Below are 25,257 nucleotides of genomic sequence, written 5' to 3'. Positions count from 1 at the left end.
AAGGGAGTCAGCAAGTCGACTCCCTTTTTGCTTATAATATTTCCATCAGGTTCTCGAAGGCCATCCCTCTCGACCCCTTTAGAAGAATGGTCCCATTAATAATGGGTCGATCCTGCAAGGCCTGTTTAGCCTCAGCCGTCGTTTCATAGAACTCGGCCTCCAAATACTCTTGCTTTTTAAATGCCTTTCCCACAAATATCAGTCGCTCGACTCCAATCGCTTTTGCTCGTTGCACCACTTTTTCGTGTTCAGCATCTGACTCCCCCCCCATCTCGAACATATCGCCCAAAATAATGACTTTTCGAGGAGCGTCTATTACCTCTATATTATCCAATGCCGCAGCCATGCTACTGGCGTTGGCATTATAGTAATCAGCGATTACAGTATTGTGCCCCGTCTTGGTAATCTGCGACCTATTATTCTTAGGAACATAGTGCTCTATTCCCTTGTTGATCTGCACTGGAGATACATTGAAATATCTAGCTACAGCAATTGCTGCCAAAAAGTTTTCAGTATTATAGGAGCCCGTCAGCTGTGTGCTGACAATGTATTTATTCTCGGTCGTATGCTCACACCATTCAATTTGCAACAAGGGGTCCGCTTTGACCAATCGTCCAATAACATCATTGGTGTCACTGAAACCATAAGTGACAATTGTTTTGATAGATCGTGCAGCCGCCATTGTTTTCAAATACGGATTATCTCCCTGCAAGAATACTACACCCCCATGATCCTGAAGAAAATCATAAAGCTCACCCTTGGTTGCCATGACTCCTTCAAAGGAACCAAATCCCTCCAAATGTGCTTTGCCAACGTTAGAAATCAGGCCATAATCTGGCAATGCGATATCACATAGAAAGGCAATCTCTCCCAAGTGATTCGCTCCCATTTCAATTATCGCTACCTCAATCGTGTTATCAATGGACAAGATTGTCAAGGGCACACCAATGTGATTATTTAGATTCCCTTTTGTTGCATAAGTCCTGAATCGCTGGGATAATGTCGCATAAAGCAGTTCTTTGGTCGTCGTTTTGCCATTGGTTCCGGTCACGCCAATGACAGGTATTTGTAATTTCTTTCGGTGAAAAAGAGCCAAATCTTGCAATGCCTTCAATACATCCGTCACCAAAAGATAGCGTTCGTCCTTCGCGAATGCCGCATCATCAATGACCACGTAACTGGCCCCTCCTGCCAATGCTTGATCGGCGAATGTATTTCCATTAAAATTAGCACCTCGCAAAGCAAAGAATATTCCTCCAGGTAGGATATTCCGTGTATCAGTAGATACATAAGGATGCTTCAAATATAAATCGTATAGGGTCTCCGTATTCATAGCTGGAATTTGTTCCACAAACTTAGATAAACTTGAGCCTATATACAAGTATTCATGACGGTATGTTCAATCCTATATCAGGCAGGACACACCTTTTTAAATAAAACATAAAAACCTATTAATCAAGTCGATAAGAGATTACGCTATTCCCATTAAAAGTCGGTATATATACAATTCTTTTCTGAGCATCATATCCCAAATCTGCTGTGTTGAATTGTCCCTGCACATCCAGCATCTTCTCAAAATTACCATTGGCCTTTACGTAGTATATCACACCCGCCCAGCACGTCACGATATAGTCGCCATTTCCGACTGCTTCAATACCATCGCCACCGTGTTCAAATCCTTTGGCTATCACGACAGTCTCTTTTGTCAAGGGATTAACTTTCCATAACTCTGGCCCAGCAAGTACCAGCAAATCCGTACCCACAGTCAAAAGGCCGTTGGCACTCTTGGCATTATCCAATAATACCTCCGGTTTGTGGTTTACAAGCCTATGTACCTTGTTTTCTCGAGTATCCGACACATATACGACTCCTTTTGAGTCTATAGCAATATCATTCAAAAACGTGCTTCCTGGTACCGCAATTTTGTCTAGTATCTTTCCATTCTTTGCATTTACCACCACTACATGGTCAATATCAGCCACATAGAGCTTATCTTTATAAAGACCAAGACCTTTAGGAGCATTCATCCCCGTAGCCCAATCCATCTTTTTGACGGTACCGTCTAAATTTAAAAGTGCGACCCCACCTTTACCATCTCGCTCAGTACCCCCACCATCAATAAGCGAAACATAAAGAAAGCCCTTTGGACTTACTAAGACAGATTCGGGAATAGCAATAGGCTCTTGGGTTTTCCAGAGCTCAACTAACTGATGTTGTGCCAAAGCATATCCGGGAAGGAAAATAAGTGCAACAAGATAAAGGGCTAGCTTCTTCATATCATAATTTTTAGAATAATAAACTTACACAAAATGCTTCATATTCACGAATACGGACTTGAAAAAATACCAAGAGCACTTGTTTTTACACAGCAACCACCTTTGTAGATGCATCTACAACATACGCTTTTCAGGTATAAACAAAATGATTTTACAAAGCACAAAAAAGCCGTAAGAACCTCGCGTCCTTACGGCCATAACTAACTAAACATTGAAACAATTTCTTATTGCGCTCGACTCTTTTCGTCGCTACCGGTATCTTTTTTATTGGTATTATTTTTCAAATTTCCAAACTTGTATGTGTACGTTAGCCGCACGACTCTCCTATCATTTGTTTGCCGTATTTTTGCATTGAACTCACCGAAGTCCGTCGACAGGTTGTGATTGCCCGTGTTAAAAACGTCGCTCACAGCCAACTTGATTATACTTCTTTTGTCCTTAAATGTCTTGGTGACCCCCAGATCCAGATTCCAACGAGACTCCATCTTATAAATATTATAAGCAAATGGAGACATATAGTTTACACTCGCCTCTGCTGCCCATGCTGAAGAAATACGAAAGGTATTCATCGTATTTCCTTGGAACAACACTGTAGACTCATTTAATTTGCTGTTAGCAACCTGTCCGTTGAACTTCATGTATACCCCTGTCAGATTGTTATACATAGACCAGAATTTCGTTACTTGAATAGGCACATTCAAATTGACATAGGCATCTTGATTTTTCCCTAAATTTTCACGGATTACCCAAGTGGTATCTCCCGACTGCCCCATACTTTCGACAATCGCATCCCGCTTATCATTGAATCCAATGGACAGGTTGTACTTCTGTAAGAAGGTATAGTTCAGCTTATACTCATCCGCATATTGTGGATTTAGATAAGGATTTCCTTTTTCGGCAGTATATTTATCAATAAAATAGTTGAATGGATTCAGATAACGATAGTTGGGTCTATTTATTCTTCTAGCATAGCCCACCGACAGAATATGATTTTCATGCGCATTATAGGTCAACGTTGTGGAAGGAAACAGATCTAAATAATCTCGTTTGATTCGATTTTGCTGCGTTATAGAGTTCCCATCAGACACCGTATACTCCGCTCTCAACCCTGCCTTTAAGCCCCATTTCCCGAGTTCACCAGTATAGTCGATGTATCCTGCAGAAATTTGCTCCTCATAGATGAAATGATTGGTACGTCCCTCGTCAATCTCCCAAGCATCATTTACACGCTCCTCGAATAGAAAATTATTATCGGAGGTCACATTGGAGTATTTAGCACCTACCTCAATGGTATGATTTTTTGAAAGAGGGTGTGTATAGTCCACTTTGGCTACATAAATATCAATCTCAATGGGCATACCGCTTCTTAGAATCTCCGAACCAACCTGCCCGCCGTCGGAGCGGTACGTCCGATTATCATAATCAGCCCCTTTACTATTCCTAAATTTACTCCAATCAAGGTCAAGTATAAGTTTACGTCCATTGGAATCTATCTTGAATTCATTATTAAAGTTGACCGAATAATTGTTGAATCGCTCATCGTGATCACTCCAGGATCGTATAATGGAATCTACGGGCATATTGACTATCCCTACTTGAGTGCTACTCTCATTATCATTCCATTCTGTGTTGTTCCGACCGTTAAATTGCAAGACCATTGTGTTTCGAGAGGACGTTCTTTGTTCTATTCCAAACTTATATGCATGCGTTTTGTCACGCGCCAGCATTCCGCTTTGTTGAACAAAATTCTTTCGGACATCTTCATTAGCGATAATCCTTTCTATATCCAATTCATTTACATACTGCCCATCATCATAAGAATATGAAGTAAAGAGATTGGTATTGTCCTTTTTATAATTTAAGGATAGTGACGAGTTGCCCCTAAACCTCCGACCTTGCGCAGCTGACACATTGAAGGTACCGTTGAATCCTTCAATTTTATTTCGTTTCAAGACGATATTGATTCTACCTGTCCCTCCTTCGGCATCGTCCTTCCCCGAAGTCGCCGTAATGACCTCTACAGACTTCACCTGATTGCCATCCGTACTCTTCAATAGAGTTGCTAGCTGATCGCCAGTCATATAGGTTTGACGACCATCTATCGTGACGTTTATGCCACTTTGTCCCATCAACAAAATGTTGTCATTTTGATCCACGGTGACCCCTGGAGCCCTTTTGATAATATCAAGGGCATTGTTTCCGGCAGCCAGCGGAGAGTCTTCGACATTCAGCACTAGCTTGCCCCGCTTATTTTCAATCAGTGGTCTTTTACCCTCTACTTGCACTTCCGAAAGGGCTGTGGAGGCCTTTTGAAGAATGATATCTTGTAGCTGCCCCTGCACGGGCTGTCCCTCTGCTAGGGAGACACGAATCTTCTCAAAACCAACACTGGTCGCCTCGATTACATATTTCCCTTGCGGTACTTCTTTGAATTGATATAGCCCTTCATTGGTCGATACAGCAGATTTCAATAAGACTAGCTTATCTGCCGAGTACAAATACAGTGTAACCCCTTCTAGTGGTTGCTTTTGATCGTCCAGCACCTTCCCCATAAGAACCTGTTGTTGGGCCCAAAGACTCGTTCCTGTAAGGATGAATACAGCAATTAATAATAATATAGGTAGTATTTTTTTCATGTCCTTTTTTGCATAGCGCAGCCAATACGCTATTTTTTCAAATGAGCTGTTCAAAAGGCTATCCGTCCTTTATCGGGTGGATAACCCTCTTAAATATCTCTTGCTTTAGATTTAAATATAGTGGGCTCGTTACTTGTTTTTGCTCTCTTTTGTATTGATGCGGACTCCATTTGCACTAATATCCACTATTGTGTCCTTAGAATTGTTGGTCGTGATTCGTGTCCCATCTTTAGAAATGATGACGATCGTATCATCCTCCTTGCCATGCTGCGACACCGTATCCGTAGGAGAAGTCTCTTCAGTGGTCTCTGGTGTTTCTTCCTTTGGTTCGATTGCACATTTCAAGCCAAGCTCGGTCATATTCCAAGCGGTCTCCCTAACTCCATGATCATAGCGTACGCGACAGTCGTGGTAGGATACGTCGCGAAGCTTGCGTTCAAGCGAACCATCGATCACTACTTTGGACCCAACCGGCAAATAGAGCGTCACAGCAACTTCCTGGTCCCTGAACAGTTCCCTTTCCGGCAATTGGAAATGACTGTCGAAGCGGATATCTGTACTATCCTGTGTCACTTGATATCCAATTTGAGAAGCCCTATTTGTCGCTACTCGGTAGTCTAGCCCTTTAGCCGAATACTCATATTTGATATACGGAGCTTTTAGGGAATCTATCTTCTCTATTCGAATCTGAACATTATTCTTTAGATAATCGCTCAGATCCCTATTGTCGATTTTGATTGTACGCTTGGTGTTGTTACCATCCAATTTGATCACACGCACATCTCTTTCAGACAAATGGTATACAGCCTGTTTTTGCAAAGGCTTCTCTTCCACGATTTTACTTTCATTTTTAAAATCCCTTGCAGTATTTACACCATAAGAAAACGTCGCTCCAGCCGCTACCAACCAAATAATGAATAGCGATATAGAGACATATTTATTCATAGGAGCCTTGTTAAATAATGCTCTGATGATACTATGGAAGATAGCTATCATCGGGATGGCCACTAGCACTGCTGCTGCCAATAGGGCGATGTAAGCATGGTTAGGATCCATAAAATTCATCGGATACATCACGCCATCATCACTGAATCCCGATATACCGAAAGCAAAGAATACGACGGCAATGAGCAATCCTAATAATGTCAGTCCTATTGAAAAGGCAATGATCAAGCCGATTACCTTGACAAAAACAGTCAAAATCTTGACGATAATTTCTCCGGCCGAACGAACCCCTTGACTAATTGAATCGCCGGCCCCCGAAAAATTTTCGCGAAAACCACTCATTTCTTCTTCAAAATTCTTCTTAAAATTGTGAAGGTTGGGTGCTTTACCTCTCATTTCCATCTTATCTGCACGAGTAATAGCCTTCGGCATAATAATCCAAAGAATGATGTATACTAAAATACCGGACCCACCCACGAGTACAAAAAGGACAAAGAGTACCCGCACCCATTTTGCCTCAATACTTAGATAATGTCCCAATCCACTACATACACCTCCAATGATGGTATCATCCGGGTCACGCATCAATTTCTTTCCGAAGGTATATGGAGCTTCCTTGAAATTTGCACCCTCAGCTGCTCCGCCAAAATTTTCCTCTCCTTCTGCGGCGTCAAAATCACTTACCCTTCCCATTTGCGCGATCACCGCCTCCACATCTTCAGCATTGATGACTTCTTTCCGCCCAGCCTGAAGACGTTCACTAAACATTTCGGCAATCCTATTTTCGATATCTTCCAGGATTTCTTTGCTATCTTCCGAATTACCAAAATGCCGCTTTATATCGATCATATACGTCCTTAGCGCATCGTAGGCATCCTCTTCGATGTGGAAGACGATCCCGTTAATATTGATGATTATTGTCTTATTCATGATATGTTTCTATAATTGTTAGTCGTTATTTGTTCGTCCCTCGATCGATATCTCGACCGCAAAAACCAGTTCTTTCCAGGTCACATCCAGTCTACGTAATACCTCTAGCCCTTCTGCTGTAATCTCATAATATTTACGGGGCGGTCCTGATGTAGATTCTTTCCAAATGTAACTCAGCAAACCATTATTCTTGAGTCGAGTCAATAAAGGGTATAAAGTACCCTCTACAACGAGCAACTGCGCCTTTTTTAGTTCGCTGATAATATCAGAGGCGTATATCTCCCCTCGGGAAATAATAGAGAGGATGCAGTATTCCAGAATCCCCTTCCTCATTTGAACTTGTGTATTTTCAGCTATCATAACAATACAAAGATATATGCTTTATCCTGTACTTTGCAATGCATAGTACTATATTTAAACACACATTTTATTCAAAACACTGATAATCAGATAAATAATTTTTATAAAATATTTATGAACGTAAGATTAGTCGCACAAAAACAGCATTTTCCAATTCTTTTTGTACTTTTAAAAAGAACGAAGGCTTTTTCCCTTCTCGAAATAGAAAATATACATGAGATTTATCATAAACTACGCATGGGCCATCTTATGGGCCGTGATTGTTATCATTTTAATTAGCATGCCTGCAGATGATCTGGGCCATGTCAGGACCTTCGAAGGCTTTGACAAATTAGCTCATACGGGTTTTTTCTTTGTATTCACGGTGTTATCTTACTTTGGCTCGCTTCTGCAATCAAAGAGAAGGGCTACAAAGTTCAAAACGAGTGTGGTCATCATTCTTTCAGGAATTACATTTGCCTTTCTCACCGAAGGCATACAACGGTATCTCACAACGACAAGAAGCGCAGATTGGTGGGATATTTTTGCTGATATGGTGGGTATCGGCATGGGCGTATTTGCCTATCTATTATTTTATCACAAGCGAGGAATCTAAATTTTAAAAGATAATGAAGAGAAAAACAGGTATAACATTGCTAATTGCACTCGTCATCACGTTGGGCTTAAGCTCATGCTCTATTTTCAAGAAGGGATGTGACTGTCCATCGGTACATTCAGGTAAAAGAAAGTAGTTAATTTCTTCTGGCCAAAGTCACGACCGAAATCTTTAGCGATGGTATTCTAGACAAGGTATTCGCGGCTGAAGCCAGCGTAGCACCAGTAGTCAATACATCATCCACTAATAGTATGTGCGTATTTTCTAGAGCACACTCATTATGTACTTGAAAAATTCCCTCCACATTGTCGTATCGATCGGTCCTCGACTTGGTCGTCTGGCTTTCCGTCGCCATGTGACGTATTAGTATATCTGAAAGTATCGGGACCTGTAGACTGGTGGATAGCCCTTGGGCAAAATAAGCCGCTTGATTGTACCCGCGTTGACGTAATCTTGATTTGTGCAAAGGAATAGGTATAATATAATCCAAATTCCTGTAAGCGGCCTCCTCCCTTAATATCGCACCATATTGCTGCCCCAAGTAGGTCGCTAATTCCGGATGATGATTATACTTGATTTGATAGATAATTTGCTCCACCCTAGATGATTTACTAAGAAACAACATAGCAGTAGCATGTTGAAAATCACATTTTCCACGCAATTGCCTCACACAATCATTGTCCTCATCCAGATGAAAATTGGTGTAGGGGAGGTGATACCTGCAGGCGGTGCACAGCATCATTTCTTGGTGTACCAATACGTCACCACATCCGTGGCAACATCTCGGAAAAAATAATGCTACAAAATCTTGGACGTAAGATTTCAGCCTCATATATTGGTTAATTGGTGTTCCTAAATCTAACCAAAAAAAATCAAAAAGACTAAATGGCTTCCTTCTCTTTAATAGCCAACTGGCCACATGCAGCATCAATATCTTTACCGCGGCTTCGGCGCACATTAGTGATGACACCTTGGCTACGTAGATAATCCGCAAAGACGTCTATTTTGTCTGCATCAGCATTGGTAAAGTCAGCTAAAGAAATAGGGTTGTACTCGATAAGGTTCACTTTGCTAGGAACATGCTTACAGAATCGGGCTAGCTCTTTCGCATCTTCCAATTCATCATTAAAATTGTGGAATACGATATATTCAAACGTAATGGGGCTTTTCGTTTTTGCATAAAAATACTTCAACGACTCTGCCAATGCCTTTAGCGTATTTTGCTCATTGATGGGCATGATTTCATTCCGCTTCTCATCGTTGGCAGCGTGCAGGGACAGAGCAAGGTTAAATCGAACCTGATCATCCCCCAACTTCTTTATCATCTTGGCGATTCCAGCCGTTGATACGGTAATGCGCTTTGCGGCCATGTTTAGTCCATCCGGAGCCGTAATACGTTCAATGGACTTGAGGGTATTTGCATAGTTAAGCAACGGCTCGCCCATACCCATATAGACGATATTGGTCAAAGGCTGTCCGTAGTTCTTTTCAGCTTGTTGGGCAATCAGCACCACTTGATCATATATCTCATCGGCATTCAGGTTGCGCTTGCGGTCCATATATCCCGTAGCACAAAACTTACAAGTCAAGCTACAACCCACTTGCGAACTGACACAAGCCGTCATCCGATCGGACGTAGGGATTAGCACACCTTCTATAATATTGTTATCGTATAGGAAAAATGAGCTCTTGATTGTCTTGTCAGCACTTATTTGTGATGATTTGATTGTCACTGCGTTAATCGAAAAATTATGCTTTAATGTATCTCTTAACGATTTGCTCAAGTTGCTCATTTCATCAAAATCAGTGCACGATTTCTGCCAAAGCCATTCATAAATCTGCTTCGCACGAAAACCCTGCTCGCCCATTTCTACCAACTTATCTTTCAACTGCTCGAGCGTTAAACTTCTGATGTCTATGCTATTACTTTTTATTCCCACGGTGCAAAGTTACATTTTATTTCGCAAAAGCCGTGGCTAATAATGCCATCTCAATATCAAATCCTTCGGCAGAAATCTACGCCAACTGTCTGCCCGTCTCTTAGACACGCTTCGCTCTACGCTTTCTATCTCTATACTTTTTAACAGCAAGCACGCCTAATCCAGCAAGCAACAAGAATGGCCATATCCGAATCAAGACGATAAAAAATGTTTCCAAAGCTGCCCATCCAAATCGCAATGCGTCTACGAATTTGCTGCCGAAACTATCCGTTCCTATCGAAATGTTAGATTGCTCCTGATAGAGATATACGGTCAATGTACTATAGTCGACTTGGCTGCTTAGGGCTTTTAAAGATGCTTGAGTGGCGTCAATTTCTTCTTGTATCACTCGGATCTGTTCCTCGATTTCCAGCACTTCTTTTACACTCCGTGCCTTCGCCAGCAACTCCGTATATCGTTGCAGATACGCTCTTTTACTTTTGATCCTAGAATCCAAATCATAATATTGAGCCGTCAAGTCCTGGGACTGAATACTCTTGCTGGTAATCTTGTCCTTACCCTTATCCAGCTCAGCAATAAAGGAATCATACTTTGGGGAAGGTATACGAATGATTAAGTTGTAAGAGGATATGGTATTGCCTTTAGATAGGCTCTCTTGTTCATAATGTCCCTCAAATTTACGAACCAATGCATCAAGCGACTGCTTACTCCTCCCCACATTGGCTGTTTCGATAGACATCGACCCCGTCTTAACGATTTTTTTCTGCTGGGTCGTTTCTAGCGCATCCGGAGTAGACATTTTTTGATCCGCATCACCACTCAGCTGTAGAGACTCATCTAGTGCTACTTCTGCAACAGCAGGTTCAGCAACCGCCATATCGGCAGACATTTCAGCACTTTTATTGCATGAAAATAGGATCAGTGATACCGATCCTATTAGTGTAATGTATGATAGCTTTTGCATTGGAATATTATTTTTATTTTAACGAACTCCTGTCTACTAAACAGGCCCATTTTCTTGTGATTTTACAACATGATGCAAAATCTAGCCATATTCCATAACAATCACCCATTAATAATCCTATTTCTTCACATCAAGGGCCTTTCTCACCGCAGGAGCAATCTTGGTTCCAAAAATTTCTATTGACTTCATCATTGCTGCGTGATCGGGACTCCCCACATCCATATGCGAAGAGAATCGAGTCAGACCAAACATTTCTTGCGTTGCCAAGATCTTTTCAATAGCCTCGTTGGCATCACTGATGATAAGATGTCCATGTCTGGAACGGCCAAAGTCATACTGTGACCGTTGGTAAGGGGGCCAATTACGGCTCTTGCCAATACGATTCATTTGTGCTGAATAGATCGGATAATAATAATCCGCGACCTGCTTAGATTCGTCCCCAAAAAACGAGTGCATATGAAGCCCCACCTGAAATTTGTCCATATCATGACCATTGTCCTGATAAGCCTGCTGATATAATTCAAACAAAGGTTTGAATTGCTCGGGAGCCCCACCAATAATGGCAAACATGACAGGAAGTCCCAATTTTCCAGCTCGTATCACGGATGACGTAGTACCTCCTACAGCCACCCAAATCGGCAACCGATCATGAACAGGACGAGGGTATATTTCTTGATTAATCAATGAGGGTCTGAATTTACCTGTCCAGTTTACCGTAGGCTGATTGTTGATGCGTAATAATAATTCCAGCTTTTCTTCAAAAAGCTCGCTGTAGTCATCCAATTTGAATCCAAATAATGGAAAAGACTCGATAAATGACCCCCTCCCTGCCATAATTTCAGCACGTCCATTGGAAATCAAATCTATAGTCGAAAAATCCTGGAACAACTTCACCGGATCTGCCGAACTCAATACGGACACCGCACTCCCTAATTTAATTCGCTTGGTCACAGCAGCTGCTGCTGCAAGCACAATCTCTGGAGACGCCACAGCATAGTCCGAGCGATGATGTTCGCCCATCCCAAAAAAATCAAGACCAACCTCATCCATCAACTTCACTTCCTCAATAATCTGGTGCATACGCTCTTGTGGAGCCTGTACTTTACCTGTAACCGGATCGACCTGAAGATCGCCAAACATTCCTATTCCTAGTTCCATATTATTTCCTTTCATTTACATACAAAAGTAACCAAGAGTCGTTACCCAAAAATTGATGTAGGATAAGAAATCAACCTATCGATAATCTAACCATGAATTGCCTCCCGATTTCCATAGCTTTGAATCAATTCACCCTCGAACGTCAACCATTCTTTCCAGCGCTTATCTACGTCTACATCTGTCGAGTATTTTTTAGCAAAATTTAAGAACGTTGTATAATGATTGGCCTCAGAGACCATAAGCTCATGATAAAACTTAGCCAATTCTTCATCAGCAATATTCTGTGACAATACACGAAAACGCTCGCAGCTGCGCGCCTCGATCATAGCCGCAAATAACAGCCTGTCAATAAAAGCCATGTTACGACTGCCATCTTTTCTACAGAACTTCATAAGCTGTCCCACATAATCGTCCTTTCGCTCTCTACCTAAGGTATAGCTTCGCTTTTTGATAATCTCAATGACCATTTGGAAATGCTCCATCTCTTCAATCGCAATCGCCGTCAATTCATGTACAAGATCCTCATGCTCCGAATTATAGGTAATCAATGATATAGCATTTGTCGCTGCTTTCTGCTCACACCAAGCATGGTCGGTCAAAATCTCTTCCAAATTAGACTCCGCAATATTCGCCCACCTGGGATCGGTCAATAATTTTAATCCTAACATATCTCTTTCGCTTTAAAAACGCTAAACTTAGATAAAATGCTTTGCATTCACAAACCTCCTTCCCTGAAGTATATCTCTGCCATTGTTCGATAAGTACACCTCTCAATATCTCTTCCCTCTTCACGGCAAGACCGCTATCGTTATCTATCCGCTGTCATTACCTTCTTCAATGCCAAGGGCAATTGCAATAAATCAAAGTCATCGCTAAACACCAAATATCGATTCTCCCAAAGGGTCGCGTACTTCTCCTTAAAACTTCGTAATGTTTGATAATGTTTTAAGCTCCCAACCTTTTCAGAAGCAAATTTCATAACTTGCTCCGCAGGATTATCAGGTTGACTCAAACCGCTCAATGGCACCATGCCTAAATTTATATAATTAAATCTCTTGTCTTTGGCATAATTGATCAGTTCGACCAGAAGGGCGTCCATGCAACCACTAGGAGCATCCGTTCGTTTTCGAATCAAATCATATGTACACTCTTCTGGAGCATAGTCAGGTATGATATTCAAAAATGCTTGTATACTATTGGTCTCGTCCTTTACCACTATCACATCTTGGTCTACCAACTGGTTTCGGTCAAATCGTCCTTGGGAAAATGTCATTTCCTTCCGTCCAGCAACCTCCAACCACTCATTGGAGATGGATTCTAGACTATCCAATAGCTCATCATCATGAGGAGCATTCCTTATCTCTGCAATATATCCATTTTTCGATAGGCTATTAAGCCCATTACGCAAGGATTTGCGCTCCTTACCACTGAGCGAAAATTCAGCTATCTCCAAAATCGCCTCCTGTCCAATCAAGACTTTCTGTTTATTTTGATGTGCAAAATAAACCAATCCCTTCTCATCAACTCGATAGTAAGCCGTCTTGAGGCCAAGCTCCTGACAATAGCCCTCAAACTCAGCAATTACATCCTCCTTATCTTCTTCTGCACAAACAGGCTCATCCAATACCACTGCAAACTCATTTCCCACAGCATATGAAACCAATCCGTCTGTATAAATCGACAAATACAATTGCTTGTCCGTATTCAATTTAAAGTAATCCATTGGTGACTGGCCGTATAGATCCAACAATGCTTTTCCACGTTGATATTTTTCCCGATCACTAAGGTCCGGTTCAGCCTCTATCATACGAGGCCTCCATATTGCATACAGTAAAAGCAACCAAGATAATAATCCCAAAAACCGAGTAATACTCAAGAAATCTCGTCCAAATGCCGTTCTAGGCTGTAACGAATCATCAGAAAAAAGCAAAAATCCCCTAATCGTATGGTACAAGGACTCCTGCCAAGTAAAATCTTCTCCAAAATGTCTTTTATCAATAAGATAGAAGCTTAAGAATTCGAATAGACAGACCCCAGCCAACACACTAAAGAAGGTAATGAACCCAATCCTTATCCAATTCATATTGGTTTTGATCGTATACTGGGATTGACTTCCAATTAATAACAGTAAGATAAAAACAGCAAATATGGACTCTTCATAATCAAATGCCTTTCCCAGATGGCCCATGAAAGAAAGACCTGTAAATAGCAAGGCGGCGACCCACGCCAAGCGCAACCCCTTCAAAAGATAGGCCGATGTAACCATCAGTGCCACTCCCATTACCAGTACCATCAACTTGGATGCATGCATTGCATCCGCTGGCAGATAAAATCGTTCCAACTTCATCCGCTCGGCCAAGGGTGGAGTCGCCACCGATACCAAGTTAACCAATCCCAGAAAAAAGATAGCTATCGCAGGAAGTACCCGACTCAACAATCGTCGCCCCCGCCAGAGGAAAGACACGACTCCCGCCACTAAGGGTAGCCAAAATTCAAATAGTCGATAAAGAATTGTAATACCTAATGCCTGATCGTGGGTATATCCATAGGCGATAAAGATATAAAGCATCGTAAATTCAACCGCGCCCAACCCTCTCAAGAAAGGCGATACAATCATTAGCACCACAGATATGGTGTATCCAACTGCAGCTGCTTCTAAAGAAATTGGAAGTCCTAAAGCATACATCCCCACAAACACATGCAAAATACCGCACAACTCTATCAAACAGGAGATAAAAATCGTATATAGTAGATGCAATCGATCTATCTTTCCGAAAAAGACATCATCTATTCTGTGGATAAATGTGGGAAATTTTTTGCCGACAAATCGATATAACCTCCCTTTCATTCGAAAAGACCTAAAAACCAGAAAAGAGCCCAACAATAATCCCCCCAACACGAGCAGAGCAATCCAAGCATCTTCAAAATTTCGATGGTTCCAAAGGGTATAAAGGATGGCTGGCACCCCGACTAGAAATACCGTGAGCAATCCGATATACCCATAGATTGCACTCGCTTGGTGGATCTGAGTGGCCTTGAGTTTCCTTCGTCTCAATTGTGCAGTAGTGTACGCTAAGGAGCTGACGCCGCCTGCCGGGAGAAATACGCTCAAAAAATTGCGCTTCAAAAACAACTCCACCGCATCAAGTAGCCGAATCGAAGTACCGATAGTCCGGAAGCTATACACATACATCAGCCCTTGCAATACGAAGTAAAGCAAAGTAACAAGCAGCCCCCCAATCAACCAAGAAAGCTGCGCCTCTTGGAGTTGAGGCCAAATAGAACTAAGCTCTTTCCGTTCGTTCCGAAAGAAGACAAACGCCAATAGAATAACGACAATGGCAACAATCTCCTTCCAATAGGTTCTGGGCGAAAATTGTCGTATTTTTTCCTTCAACAAGACTTTCATTGGCATCCAATTACTTGCTATTAAACTTATATAAAGTTACTTAGATCTGCAACTTTATCTCCCTATCATTTTTTTACCCGCCAAGGCACATCCGCTTACCTATGAAACTTTTGTCACCTGCTATCCCTCCTTCCCGGTCAACCATTGTTTATCAAATGCAATTTTATTAGTTTTGGAAAACATGCATCAACGATTGTTAATCATCGGGTTGGTTTGGCCTGAACCATCTTCTTCTGCGGCGGGTATACGCATGAGGCAGCTTATGACGCTTTTTGTCTCCGAAGGATATGATGTGACCTTTGCATGTGCGGCTTCCAAGTCCCCTTACAGCCTTCCCTTGCATGACCTCCAAGTCCACGAAGTATCGATCGCACTTAATGACGATTCTTTCAATCACTTCGTGCAGACCTTAGCACCAGACATTGTTTTATTCGACCGCTTTATGATCGAAGAACAGTTTGGATGGCGCGTCGCGCAAGAATGTCCCCACGCTATGCGGATACTGGACACCGAGGACCTACATTTTTTAAGGCATGCTCGGCAGAAACAAGGAACCCATTTAAATCCCAACATTTACAATGAAGTTACCAAACGGGAAATTGCCGCCATACTCCGCTCTGATATTACGCTGATTATTTCAAAAGAAGAACTAAGATTACTGACCCATACCTTCCGTATCGATTCACGGCTACTTTGCTATCTCCCCTTTCTAGAACCAAAAATTACAACAGCCGTCACGAGCCTGTGGAACAGCTTTGCCCTTCGAAAAGACTTTGTCTTCATTGGTAATTTTCTACATGAACCCAATTGGCAAACGGTTTTGAGGTTAAAGAATGAAGTCTGGCCCCTCCTTCGAAAAAAGGTGCCTCAGAGCCATCTCTATATATATGGTGCTTATACCCCTCCAAAGGCATTACAGTTGAATAATCCAAAAGAACACTTTCATATTGCTGGACGGGCCGAAGATGCACGCCAGACCATCTCCCAATATCGATTATTACTTGCGCCCATTCCGTTCGGAGCTGGTGTAAAGGGCAAGTTCATCGATGCTATGCAGACCGGAACACCCTCCATTACTACCCACATAGGGGCCGAAGCCATGTCCAGCACTAACCAACCTTGGCCCGGAGCGATCGAAGATGACATACCGCTTTTTGTAGAAAGAGCAGCCGCTTTGTACCATGATCAGGAAGCATGGTTAGCAGCACAAAAAAATGGGATAACCATTATCAATGAAGAATATGAAGCCACCAAATGGCAAAAACCCTTCTTGGAATCTCTTGATTATATCCTACATCACTTGGAGCAGCATCGCGAGCAAAATTTTATCGGCCAGATCTTGCAGCATCACAGCCTGCAAAGTACCAAGTACATGTCGCTTTGGATAGCAGAGAAAAACAAATTGAAAGAGTAGTGTCCCTTCAAGATTAAACCCATATGCCTATAAAATGACAAGACGCTCTAATAAATTAGAACGTCCGCCACATCAATAGTAAGTGTGAATTACTAATACTTATAAAATCAACCTAATACCACCCCTGGTACTGCTGTAATACTACCAAGTTCTGTGCCAAAGCCGATCTTCCATTCATCTTTACCCAAAACATCGATTAGACACCCTATACAGGATTATAGTATATATTTATTTATCAGACATTTAGTACAGCATCTATTATTTAGTCCTCCTGTAGCATTTAAAGAACCTTCTTGATACAAAATTACGAAATAAACATTATCTTCATTCTTTTGTTCCCTAATAGAAAACGATAAACCAATAGATTATGGCCGATTTTAATCTGAACCGTAGAAAATTCATTCAAGGAGCTGGCGCTATTTTAACCTTATCTGCTTTGCAGGCCCAGGGTCTCCCCTTCTCAAACACAAGCAAGCGTATGCGAGTAGGATTGATTGGAGCGGGTTGGTACGGCAAGAGCGATCTATTCAGACTTCTTCAAGTCAATGATAGCCATGTCGTCGCGGTATGTGATGTCGATACCAATCACCTCACCGAAGCTGGAAAACTAATCAGTGAGCGACAGGTATCAAAAGAAGTCCCAGCGCTATACGGAGATTATAGAAAGATGTTGGCCAATCACACATTGGACTTAGTGCTTATCGGCACACCAGATCATTGGCATGCCCGACAAGCCATTGATGCCATGAAATCTGGGGCTCACATTTATCTACAAAAGCCGGTTAGTATTGACGTATTGGAAGGTGAAGCTATACTCAGCGCCGCACGCAAATACAATAGAAAAGTACAGATTGGTACGCAAAGAAGGAGCACTCCACACCTCATCGATGCCAAAGAGCACATAATAGACAAGGGCTTGCTCGGCAAGGTGTCACATGTTGAGATGTGCTGTTACTATCACATGAGGAAGAATGGCAATCCTCCCTTGGAGGCTGTACCTGACTTTCTCGATTATGAAATGTGGACCGGACCAGCCCCGTTGCGCCCCTACGACGGCTTGCCCCATGGAGGTTGGTGGCGCACCTTTATGGAATATGGTAATGGCATCACTGGTGATATGTGCGTGCATATGTTTGACACCGTCCGTTGGTTACTAGCGCTCAAGTGGCCGAAGCGAATCACAGCGACCGGCGGTATCTACGTCCAAAAAGGAGGAAAGTCCAATATCGCTGATACTCAAACCGCTATCTTCGAATATGATGACCTCAACTGTGTATGGCAGCACAGGACATGGGGCACCCCGGCAGATCCGGAGTATCCGTGGGCATTTATTATCTATGGAGACAAGGGCACCCTAAAAGGTAGCGTCATGAAATATGAGTTTATCCCAAACGGCAAAGGCGATCGCATCGTCAAGGATGTCGTGTATGAAAAAGAGCAGTTCCCGGCAGACCTCCAAGAGCCTAGGATTGAACTGCATACAGCTCCCGCTACACGAGGACACATGCGCAATCTCCTGTCAGCCATTCAAAATGACCACTTACCCGTTGCTGATATAGAAGAGGGCCATATATCCACCGCCAGCTGCATACTAGCCAATCTATCCATGCAATTGAATCGGCCCTTAATGTATGACCCTCAACAAAAGGTATGCGTCCATGATCCCGAAGCCACCAAACTATTGAGAAGGCCCTATCGGGGCCCTTGGCAGCACCCTTATAGCTAGTCGGACAAAATCCGTCAAGCATGTCGACATCATTAAACATCATCTGCACAAGTGTAGTAAGATTATTAGGACTATCTCGATACATCAACAGCCACCGGTCCAAGGAGACCACTTTCTCTCAATTCTGCATCCTTACTCGGCCCGCTGATTGTCCATGTCTTTCGATTACCCTCCGGCTGCCCGGCGTCGTAGACCAACCGATTGAACCAGGTACTGGTGACTTCCACAGTCAATGCATTGACCCCCGGCTTGATATGCCCTGTCAAGTCCACTTTGTACGGCGGCGCCCATAGCGTACGTATTTTGTGCCCGTTGAGCAATACCACAGCAATCTTTTCTACGCGTCCAAGGTCTAAGGAAAATTGCGCGTCTTTTTCTACGCCACCAACGTCAAATTTTGTAGTATAAATGGCTGTTCCGGAGAATGCCTTTGCTTCATCAGATACCTCTAGCGCTTTCCATGCTTTTAAGTGGGGCACCTTAATCGACGCGGGTGCTCCCCAGCCGTCTGGAAAGGCCAGGTTCCAAGGCTTGGCAAGCGTGATACGTCGATGCAAGGTCTTAGCTTCAGTAGCTCTGGCGTTATCCATCGCACTATCCGCATCTTTAAAGACCACAAAACAAGACCCCGCATGGGGCAGATCCAACTGTATGCTCGTATATGTTCCATCGTAATTGGAAGCTACAGATCTCGCCTCCCCAGTCATTGGGTCCCAAAGCTCAACATGGCCGCTGTTACGAAATTTGATTGTCTCGTGCAGTTCTTCTCCCTGTAGCGGCGTGACAAAATACCAGTCTGCATTGTCAATCCTGCGGTGCAGCCACAATGCCTTGTCTCCTATTACATCCGGAAGCATTTGGAGTTCGGATAGTGCAGATGCCAATGGGACTCCCGACACCATCCTTCCCTTGCCTATCTGTCGCAACCCGGGCTGAGGGAGTTCGCCCCACAGCTCTTTCGATACCGCATCAAATCGTTCTTGCGCCCGATCGGCTCCAATCAACGTTGCCAAGCCCCTTGGCACATCACCTATGACCGTCGCCCCCTCGCGGATAAGCTCCTGTATTTTTTCCAATGTCTGTGGTAACATCCGCGGATTGTCCGCTAGCCACATTGCTTTATACGAGATTCCCTCAGGCGTAGTCAGCATCCCATCTTTCACCGTCAGGTAGTTAAGCAATACATCTGGGTTGCAGTAATCGTACTTGAATCCCGCAGGAAAGGCAGCATTCTGATCGGGCTTATGGTCAATCTCATCGCCCAAATACCAAAGGATGTCAGACACGGGCTTTCCACGCTCTAGGAGATATGTGCATCGCGCGAGGTAATCGACAAACTCAGGCATATGCCGCCACCATGTCTGTTGTCGCAAAAATGGGGTTCCGATATTTGCCCCAAAGGACGTCCCCGGAGGTAAGAAATCCGTACGCGGATTGTGGGTATACGTGTGAAAGACAGGATGAGTCACCCCTTCAATAAAATTGAGGTTGGCCACCTCTTTGAGCATTCCCATATGTTCATCCCAAGAGACAGACATACTGGTAAATGCCTCCGCAGCGACTCTTGGCTTGCCATACAATCGAGCTGCTGATGCTGTGGGTTTAATCGGTTTAAAATTCAGTGAACCGACGAATGACTCCGAATAAGGTTGCCAAAATTCACACATCGGAATATCTGCATGCTTAAAATACTCCAAGATATCTGCAGGAAAGACGTCCCCTGAAGCTGTTTCATACGAAATAACCTGCCCATTCTCCCTAGCCAGCGTCGCCATCCGCCCGTAAAATTTATTTGTGACCAAATCGTTTATCGTCGCACGCCAGTCGCGCAGAAATCGGGTACTCATCTCTTGGTCCCCAATCACATATCCAAATACCGCAGGTAGCCATTTCCGAAGTTCATAGCCCGTCACTCGGTCAAACTCGGCCTCCATATTAGGGGTCCAAGTTTGGGTCTCGCACTCCCAACTATCGATCAACATCCCATTTAACATCCCATTCCCTATGGCGCCATTTGGACCCGACAGCCTGCCGATATAATTCGCAAAGTGCACATTCGCTCCATTCTCCGAAAATTTATCGCTTTCCCATCCCGTACCCTCGGGTGGTGCTGGGCCATTTCTTGCCCCCGTATTTACATTCCCAATCCGCATGACCGTCCATTTGCCCTTCGGTGCCTTCCAAGTTAAATTTCCGTCCTTATCCATTGAATTCGTGATATCAAGAATGCTACTCGGATCGATAAAGGCTGACTTTGACTGTTGTGGGTTGTCATTAGCCCGTACAAGACTGCGTAGTGTCCATCCCGCCTCCGACTCCCAATTGTTTTTGCGAGCTGCCGATAACAAGCGAAGCGAGCTGAGATACATCGGATGTTGATTATTGATCGACACTCGATATGTTTTGACGTTTGCGACCTCATTGCAAGCAAGCGAAATCGGGCTTCGGTCCTGCCAATTACTTTGAGGCATATCCGTACGCAAGACCTCTTGATAAGTGCCATCCGCCAATACGGCCTCAACAACTACCGCAACTCCAGGATCATAACACCATGCATGGACAAATCCATTGATGCTCGAAAACTCTATTGTGCGCACCGCTACTGGATTCGGAAATGTTATCTCTACCCAATTGGATTGATTGCCAACTACAGGATTTAAATTTATGTCGCCTTTCGGCTCGCCTATTAGACAATTCAGCCACGGCAATTCAGGACGATTGCTATGAACCATAAGGGGTCTCAGGGCAGCGCCATCATTATCGTCCTCGGGAGTCGGGAAAGCGAGCACAGCAATGTCTTTATAGTCCCGCCAAGCTTCACGAAATGGTTTGCGCAACGGCAATACCTTATTCCCATCAGCCTCCTCACTGCTCACATTCGCGCCAGTCCATACTAAATGCCGCATTGCATTCGAGGACTCGATCCAAGGACCGCCCGCCAACGCCCATCCCGGACAGTTTTGCATGGTAAAACGCAACCCCAGGCGTTTGCATTCTTCAGCCGTATGCCGTACCGCATCGTCCCACATCGGACTCAGGCACACAATCTGAGGGTCGACCCCCGGCCATGGTCCGCCAAATTGTCCATGAAACAACTGGATGCCCGAAATTCCTGCTTCAGCAATCGCTTCCAGATCCGCCGTGATTCCTTTCGGAGATACATTGCCCCCGATATAGTGAAACCATGTTTCTGGATGATAGACCTGCGGAGGCCGTTGAAATATCTTGATGTCAGCATTATCGAAAGGTTTGTTCAGCTCTTCAGAAGATGGTAATGCACGTATTTGAGCTTGTACAGGGCGTATATAGACACTAAAAAATATACAGAAAGTGAGGGTCAATACCTGCCTCCACAGCTCCAGGTCATTCACGCGGTTGAAAAAGCCGTAATCGTTTGTTTTCTTTATCATAATTGCAGTCTATCAAGTATCCCGTTTTACAAATACGCCGTATTGATTCCCATAGCTTATTCAACCATAGAAATCTACACCAAGTATTGATAGTTTCGGTTTTATATTGGTTATTTCACTTTAACGAATTTAAGCTTTTTTGGGCTTATATATAGTTACACCGTCTTATTATCAAAGAATTAACTCATCTACTACAATGGATTACCCTTCGGCTCCCATGAGGTGGGCCGCTTGAAAAAATCTATAAGCACTAGACACTACACATGGTGTAAAAAAGACTACTTCCATCGTTTCCAAAAAACCCAATTATTATATATATTCATAAATTAGGAACAGCAGCGTAAATTGTATATATATAAAAACCAATCGAAATGAGATTAAATGAATTAGACAAGCTAAAATACCCCATTGGAAAATTTCAGCCCCCTGCACATATAGATAGCGCCCAAATTGAAGAGTGGATTAAAATTATCGAAAGCTTTCCAAAGAAGCTTCATAGTGAAGTTGATTATCTGACTGACAGAGAACTAGAAAAACAATATCGACCAAATGGATGGACAATAAAGCAGATTGTACATCACTGCGCCGATAGTCACATGAACTGCCTAATCCGGTTTAAACTTGCTTTAACGGAAGACACTCCCACTATCAAACCATATTTTGAAAATCTATGGGCCGAGTTATCCGATTCCCAAAATTATCCGATACAAAGCTCTTTAAAGATTTTGGAGGGCTTGCATGAGAGATGGACAAACTTATTGAGAGGGTTAAGCGACAGTGATCTGGAAAAAGAATTTCTACACCCCGAGACTAGCAGAAGAATTTCGTTGAAAACAAATATTGGAATATATGCTTGGCATTGCGGGCATCATTTGACACACATCATAAACGCGAAACAAAGCTAATTGCTACTCTACTGATTTTCAGGAAATAGTACTGTATCGTATTAGATTAAGGTCCTTTGCAAAAAAATTATTTTCACCGCTAATTATGAGGTCACCCACAATAAATAGTTCAGAGATCAACCCTAGGATATGAGCTTGATCCATAGTGATGTTGTCAGGCGAGAATATCTCCGGCGCGTTTTCCCAAATGGGCATCAAACTATGTCTTTTCTGTTCCATCTTGACAATATTACCGAACAAAACAACTAAAACAAATACCCCAATCACCCCAGCTTCGATACATTCTAACAAGTCATCTGGTATTGGATGTAAGCGTCTTCTTTGGCGGGGTAAAACTACAAATGGGTAAGATGAAACCATCTTGATTTATTCAAACACACGGTAGGGTGAATACAATCTGATCGCTTCATCACCACTAAGAATCAAATTTAAATAAATGAAAAATACTACAAATGGGGTATTTACCCATACCCTCCAAATATTGAACTTTGTTATATAGTATTAACAAAAACGATTAAAGATGAAAATAGTAATCAAAACAATATCAATAATCGGGATCTTTGCTATCACGCTGCAAGGTCGAGCACAGACCGAATCTGAAATCAAAAAATGGTCTATGGAACAATGTCTAACCTTTCTAGATAAAACAATTAAAGATACGGAGGGAAAGTGGGTAACTTATGAAGATGGATCGAAAGCAAAAGTGTCGAAATTAGACAAGTCATTGGGATTAGATAAAAACTTGGGATTAGGAATTCTAAAAAAAGATGGAAGTGTATTGGGATATCAGCTGAAAAGTAAAGATTCCGATGAACCATCCTTTGGAGAAGTTTATGAAGATATAGATTGGACTAATTATAATTTTGTTTACTCAGGTATTCATGCTGATGAAGAGATTGATTGGGATTCAGAAGTAGATCTTTACAAGCTGAAACTTTACGATACACATGTAGAAGAATCAAGCCGGAAAGAAAGTAAGAGAACTGGATATGTTTCTGATGGATTCGGAAATGACTGGTATAAATACGGAGGAGTTGATACAAAAGAGAAGGCGGGAATGATTCGATTTCCATATTTAAATAATGAAGATGAAAACGGTATGGAAACTGGCGATAAAATCCAGCATGTATTAAAACAAATGAATAGACTTCTTAACAAGAATTATATGTGGTAATATTTAATGAAGAATATATATCTATTTACCGAACCGGAGAGATTTTTGGGAACTGACCAAGAAATAGATTCTCTAAGAAAAAGAAAGCCCTATGATGATAACCTGTATTTCTGTTGATTTCACTCAAGAATAATATAGTATATATGGACAAAGAAAGTCGCTTTCAAGATCAGAATAAAGTCGTTTCGGATTTTTATCATGAAGTCTGGGTCGTCTGTCCTGCCTGTGGCAAAAAAGCCGTGGCCACGGCTGATTACAACACAAAACGAGCATCGTTGTTTTGTGACTATTGTGGCTATCACCAACGGGCGACAACGGAGATTAATTTTTTCGGGATAAAAAGTCATGCCATGACTGCAGCCCATTTTTATTTTAAGGCAACTCTTTGGCTCCAGCATCCTTTTAAATCCGACGTATTCTGGGCTTATAATGGACATCATTTGAATTATTTGGAAGAATATATTAGTGCGAAGCTCCGAGAACACAAAGACCGAGCGCATTTCACGTTGTTGGAAAAACTTCCCAAATTCTATCATGAAGCCAAGAATAGGAAAGCTTTATTGGCCATCGTAAAACGGCTTAGAAAAAAATGAATATGAAACATATATTTTCGGTTATCGCGGCAATTCTGCTCGTCTCGCTTGTATCTGGACAAGAGAAGATACCGAAGTTATTTAAAGGAAAGAAGGCCAGACAGCATCCGATTGTCGAAACCCGAGATACGACAGGGATAAATCCGTTTAATACAGCGGCTCGTGTGGAACTCTGGCACTATAACGACCGGATGCGTTGGTGGAGCAAAACATTCTCGGATAATAGACCTCTTTTTCAAGACGGGAAAATGAACTTGCCTGCGGATAGTGTCCAGCGACGTGTTGTGTTGGATTCCACTTTACGCACAGGCTTTAGCGAAGCCTTGTATGTTGACCATTTGTGTGAGGAGATTATGGTAGCGGCCTGTTATTCGCCGCGGGATTTACTTGTTTTTTACCATGCCGATGGTCACCCCTTGGGCTGTATTGAAATCTGTGTCGAGTGTGCTGGTGGCTACGTCAGTGATGGATTGCGATCTATCCCATTTTGCCCCAAACGGACTTCGACACTGTACTTTTGGCTCAAACGTGGCTATGATCAAAGTGAGTAGTGTCTCATTAGAGCACGCAAAAGTCACACAGAGCCCTATTTTCCTTGCTCCATGCACAGCAGATAGCTTTTGAGCGTTAAAACATTCGACCCACGACTATTTCCCCTCTTTCAGTTTCTTGACTTCATCGGTCAGGCTCAACACCGCCTTGCTTAGCTCGGCAATGGATTGGAATCTATGAAAATTTGCCGCTGTCTGCTGCTTCGGACTAGTAGAGAAAATCAATATAATCATCGAATAACCAAAGAGGGAGAACGCTGCTCTCCCGCTA

21 protein-coding genes are annotated in these 25,257 nt (G+C 42.8%); 7 read left to right on the top strand and 14 right to left on the bottom strand.

Annotated features, from left to right (window positions below; genetic code table 11):
* Positions 1 to 31: 31 nt before the first annotated feature.
* The 5 genes from OQ289_RS00405 to OQ289_RS00385 form a co-directional block, all read right to left on the bottom strand.
* Positions 32 to 1,333 carry a UDP-N-acetylmuramoyl-tripeptide--D-alanyl-D-alanine ligase gene (locus OQ289_RS00405; protein WP_270088913.1) on the bottom strand — a complete coding sequence of 434 codons (1,302 nt, stop codon included), beginning with the start codon at positions 1,331 to 1,333 and terminating at the stop codon, positions 32 to 34.
* Positions 1,334 to 1,451: 118 nt separating this feature from the next.
* Entirely contained in the window at positions 1,452 to 2,276 is an 825-nt protein-coding gene (locus OQ289_RS00400) for an SMP-30/gluconolactonase/LRE family protein (RefSeq protein ID WP_270088912.1), read from the bottom strand.
* Between the two features lie 224 nt (positions 2,277 to 2,500).
* Entirely contained in the window at positions 2,501 to 4,912 is a 2,412-nt protein-coding gene (locus OQ289_RS00395; protein WP_270088911.1) for a TonB-dependent receptor domain-containing protein, read from the bottom strand.
* A 129-nt stretch (positions 4,913 to 5,041) separates the two neighbouring features.
* Entirely contained in the window at positions 5,042 to 6,787 is a 1,746-nt protein-coding gene (locus tag OQ289_RS00390; RefSeq protein ID WP_270088910.1) for a PspC domain-containing protein, read from the bottom strand.
* Positions 6,788 to 6,805: 18 nt separating this feature from the next.
* Positions 6,806 to 7,147, bottom strand: a complete 342-nt coding sequence (locus OQ289_RS00385; protein ID WP_033563774.1) for a PadR family transcriptional regulator — start codon at positions 7,145 to 7,147, stop codon at positions 6,806 to 6,808.
* 214 nt (positions 7,148 to 7,361) lie between these two features.
* On the opposite strand from OQ289_RS00385, the gene OQ289_RS00380 reads away from it, so the two are divergent.
* On the top strand, positions 7,362 to 7,742 hold the full coding sequence (locus tag OQ289_RS00380) for a VanZ family protein (protein ID WP_270088909.1): 381 nt from the start codon (positions 7,362 to 7,364) through the stop codon (positions 7,740 to 7,742).
* 136 nt (positions 7,743 to 7,878) lie between these two features.
* Here OQ289_RS00380 and OQ289_RS00375 read toward each other — a convergent pair whose 3' ends face one another.
* From OQ289_RS00375 to OQ289_RS00350, 6 genes are all read right to left on the bottom strand, one after another.
* On the bottom strand, positions 7,879 to 8,574 hold the full coding sequence (locus OQ289_RS00375; protein ID WP_270088908.1) for a ComF family protein: 696 nt from the start codon (positions 8,572 to 8,574) through the stop codon (positions 7,879 to 7,881).
* Positions 8,575 to 8,623: 49 nt separating this feature from the next.
* The gene (gene rlmN, locus OQ289_RS00370; protein WP_270088907.1) at positions 8,624 to 9,682 is read right to left on the bottom strand and encodes a 23S rRNA (adenine(2503)-C(2))-methyltransferase RlmN; all 1,059 of its coding nucleotides are present in this window, start codon (positions 9,680 to 9,682) and stop codon (positions 8,624 to 8,626) included.
* A 100-nt stretch (positions 9,683 to 9,782) separates the two neighbouring features.
* Entirely contained in the window at positions 9,783 to 10,646 is an 864-nt protein-coding gene (locus tag OQ289_RS00365) for a DUF4349 domain-containing protein (RefSeq protein ID WP_270088906.1), read from the bottom strand.
* A 117-nt stretch (positions 10,647 to 10,763) separates the two neighbouring features.
* Positions 10,764 to 11,804 (bottom strand): LLM class flavin-dependent oxidoreductase, encoded by a 1,041-nt coding sequence (locus tag OQ289_RS00360; RefSeq protein ID WP_270088905.1) that lies wholly within the window; start codon positions 11,802 to 11,804, stop codon positions 10,764 to 10,766.
* Positions 11,805 to 11,890: 86 nt separating this feature from the next.
* Positions 11,891 to 12,472, bottom strand: coding sequence for a tRNA-(ms[2]io[6]A)-hydroxylase (locus OQ289_RS00355; RefSeq protein ID WP_033563779.1), 582 nt, complete (start codon positions 12,470 to 12,472; stop codon positions 11,891 to 11,893).
* Between the two features lie 140 nt (positions 12,473 to 12,612).
* On the bottom strand, positions 12,613 to 15,213 hold the full coding sequence (locus tag OQ289_RS00350; RefSeq protein WP_270088904.1) for a phosphatidylglycerol lysyltransferase domain-containing protein: 2,601 nt from the start codon (positions 15,211 to 15,213) through the stop codon (positions 12,613 to 12,615).
* Between the two features lie 181 nt (positions 15,214 to 15,394).
* Here OQ289_RS00350 and OQ289_RS00345 point away from each other — a divergent pair, with 181 nt between their 5' ends.
* Positions 15,395 to 16,627: a glycosyltransferase gene (locus OQ289_RS00345; protein WP_270088903.1), complete on the top strand. Its 1,233-nt coding sequence runs from the start codon at positions 15,395 to 15,397 to the stop codon at positions 16,625 to 16,627.
* A 367-nt stretch (positions 16,628 to 16,994) separates the two neighbouring features.
* Positions 16,995 to 18,353, top strand: coding sequence for a Gfo/Idh/MocA family protein (locus OQ289_RS00340; protein ID WP_270088902.1), 1,359 nt, complete (start codon positions 16,995 to 16,997; stop codon positions 18,351 to 18,353).
* Between the two features lie 71 nt (positions 18,354 to 18,424).
* Here OQ289_RS00340 and OQ289_RS00335 read toward each other — a convergent pair whose 3' ends face one another.
* Complete coding sequence (locus tag OQ289_RS00335) at positions 18,425 to 21,763, bottom strand: glycosyl hydrolase (RefSeq protein WP_270088901.1); 3,339 nt, start codon at positions 21,761 to 21,763, stop codon at positions 18,425 to 18,427.
* A 371-nt stretch (positions 21,764 to 22,134) separates the two neighbouring features.
* Between OQ289_RS00335 and OQ289_RS00330 the strand changes: the two genes are divergently transcribed.
* Complete coding sequence (locus OQ289_RS00330; protein WP_270088900.1) at positions 22,135 to 22,668, top strand: YfiT family bacillithiol transferase; 534 nt, start codon at positions 22,135 to 22,137, stop codon at positions 22,666 to 22,668.
* A gap of 18 nt (positions 22,669 to 22,686) precedes the next feature.
* On the opposite strand, the gene OQ289_RS00325 is transcribed toward OQ289_RS00330, so the two are convergent.
* On the bottom strand, positions 22,687 to 23,028 hold the full coding sequence (locus OQ289_RS00325) for a hypothetical protein (protein ID WP_270088899.1): 342 nt from the start codon (positions 23,026 to 23,028) through the stop codon (positions 22,687 to 22,689).
* A gap of 160 nt (positions 23,029 to 23,188) precedes the next feature.
* Between OQ289_RS00325 and OQ289_RS00320 the strand changes: the two genes are divergently transcribed.
* The 3 genes from OQ289_RS00320 (at position 23,189) to OQ289_RS00310 (ending at position 24,986) form a co-directional block, all read left to right on the top strand.
* The gene (locus tag OQ289_RS00320) at positions 23,189 to 23,842 is read left to right on the top strand and encodes a hypothetical protein (RefSeq protein WP_270088898.1); all 654 of its coding nucleotides are present in this window, start codon (positions 23,189 to 23,191) and stop codon (positions 23,840 to 23,842) included.
* Between the two features lie 143 nt (positions 23,843 to 23,985).
* Positions 23,986 to 24,435 carry a hypothetical protein gene (locus OQ289_RS00315; protein ID WP_270088897.1) on the top strand — a complete coding sequence of 150 codons (450 nt, stop codon included), beginning with the start codon at positions 23,986 to 23,988 and terminating at the stop codon, positions 24,433 to 24,435.
* A 2-nt stretch (positions 24,436 to 24,437) separates the two neighbouring features.
* Entirely contained in the window at positions 24,438 to 24,986 is a 549-nt protein-coding gene (locus OQ289_RS00310) for a hypothetical protein (RefSeq protein ID WP_270088896.1), read from the top strand.
* A gap of 96 nt (positions 24,987 to 25,082) precedes the next feature.
* Here OQ289_RS00310 and OQ289_RS00305 read toward each other — a convergent pair whose 3' ends face one another.
* Entirely contained in the window at positions 25,083 to 25,220 is a 138-nt protein-coding gene (locus tag OQ289_RS00305) for a hypothetical protein (RefSeq protein ID WP_270088895.1), read from the bottom strand.
* Positions 25,221 to 25,257: the final 37 nt, after the last annotated feature.

The sequence above is a fragment of the Sphingobacterium sp. SYP-B4668 genome (assembly GCF_027627455.1).
Lineage (GTDB): Bacteria > Bacteroidota > Bacteroidia > Sphingobacteriales > Sphingobacteriaceae > Sphingobacterium.
The sequence above is the reverse complement of the archived record's forward strand: the minus strand, read 5'-3'. Positions and strand labels throughout refer to the sequence as shown.

Coding starts and splice junctions, on each gene's coding strand:
- OQ289_RS00405 (WP_270088913.1), bottom strand. CDS start 1,333: ATGAATACGGAGACCCTATACGATTTATATTTGAAGCATCCTTATGTA.
- OQ289_RS00400 (WP_270088912.1), bottom strand. CDS start 2,276: ATGAAGAAGCTAGCCCTTTATCTTGTTGCACTTATTTTCCTTCCCGGA.
- OQ289_RS00395 (WP_270088911.1), bottom strand. CDS start 4,912: ATGAAAAAAATACTACCTATATTATTATTAATTGCTGTATTCATCCTT.
- OQ289_RS00390 (WP_270088910.1), bottom strand. CDS start 6,787: ATGAATAAGACAATAATCATCAATATTAACGGGATCGTCTTCCACATC.
- OQ289_RS00385 (WP_033563774.1), bottom strand. CDS start 7,147: ATGATAGCTGAAAATACACAAGTTCAAATGAGGAAGGGGATTCTGGAA.
- OQ289_RS00380 (WP_270088909.1), top strand. CDS start 7,362: ATGAGATTTATCATAAACTACGCATGGGCCATCTTATGGGCCGTGATT.
- OQ289_RS00375 (WP_270088908.1), bottom strand. CDS start 8,574: ATGAGGCTGAAATCTTACGTCCAAGATTTTGTAGCATTATTTTTTCCG.
- OQ289_RS00365 (WP_270088906.1), bottom strand. CDS start 10,646: ATGCAAAAGCTATCATACATTACACTAATAGGATCGGTATCACTGATC.
- OQ289_RS00360 (WP_270088905.1), bottom strand. CDS start 11,804: ATGGAACTAGGAATAGGAATGTTTGGCGATCTTCAGGTCGATCCGGTT.
- OQ289_RS00355 (WP_033563779.1), bottom strand. CDS start 12,472: ATGTTAGGATTAAAATTATTGACCGATCCCAGGTGGGCGAATATTGCG.
- OQ289_RS00350 (WP_270088904.1), bottom strand. CDS start 15,213: ATGAAAGTCTTGTTGAAGGAAAAAATACGACAATTTTCGCCCAGAACC.
- OQ289_RS00345 (WP_270088903.1), top strand. CDS start 15,395: ATGCATCAACGATTGTTAATCATCGGGTTGGTTTGGCCTGAACCATCT.
- OQ289_RS00340 (WP_270088902.1), top strand. CDS start 16,995: ATGGCCGATTTTAATCTGAACCGTAGAAAATTCATTCAAGGAGCTGGC.
- OQ289_RS00335 (WP_270088901.1), bottom strand. CDS start 21,763: ATGATAAAGAAAACAAACGATTACGGCTTTTTCAACCGCGTGAATGAC.
- OQ289_RS00330 (WP_270088900.1), top strand. CDS start 22,135: ATGAGATTAAATGAATTAGACAAGCTAAAATACCCCATTGGAAAATTT.
- OQ289_RS00325 (WP_270088899.1), bottom strand. CDS start 23,028: ATGGTTTCATCTTACCCATTTGTAGTTTTACCCCGCCAAAGAAGACGC.
- OQ289_RS00320 (WP_270088898.1), top strand. CDS start 23,189: ATGAAAATAGTAATCAAAACAATATCAATAATCGGGATCTTTGCTATC.
- OQ289_RS00315 (WP_270088897.1), top strand. CDS start 23,986: ATGGACAAAGAAAGTCGCTTTCAAGATCAGAATAAAGTCGTTTCGGAT.
- OQ289_RS00310 (WP_270088896.1), top strand. CDS start 24,438: ATGAAACATATATTTTCGGTTATCGCGGCAATTCTGCTCGTCTCGCTT.
- OQ289_RS00305 (WP_270088895.1), bottom strand. CDS start 25,220: ATGATTATATTGATTTTCTCTACTAGTCCGAAGCAGCAGACAGCGGCA.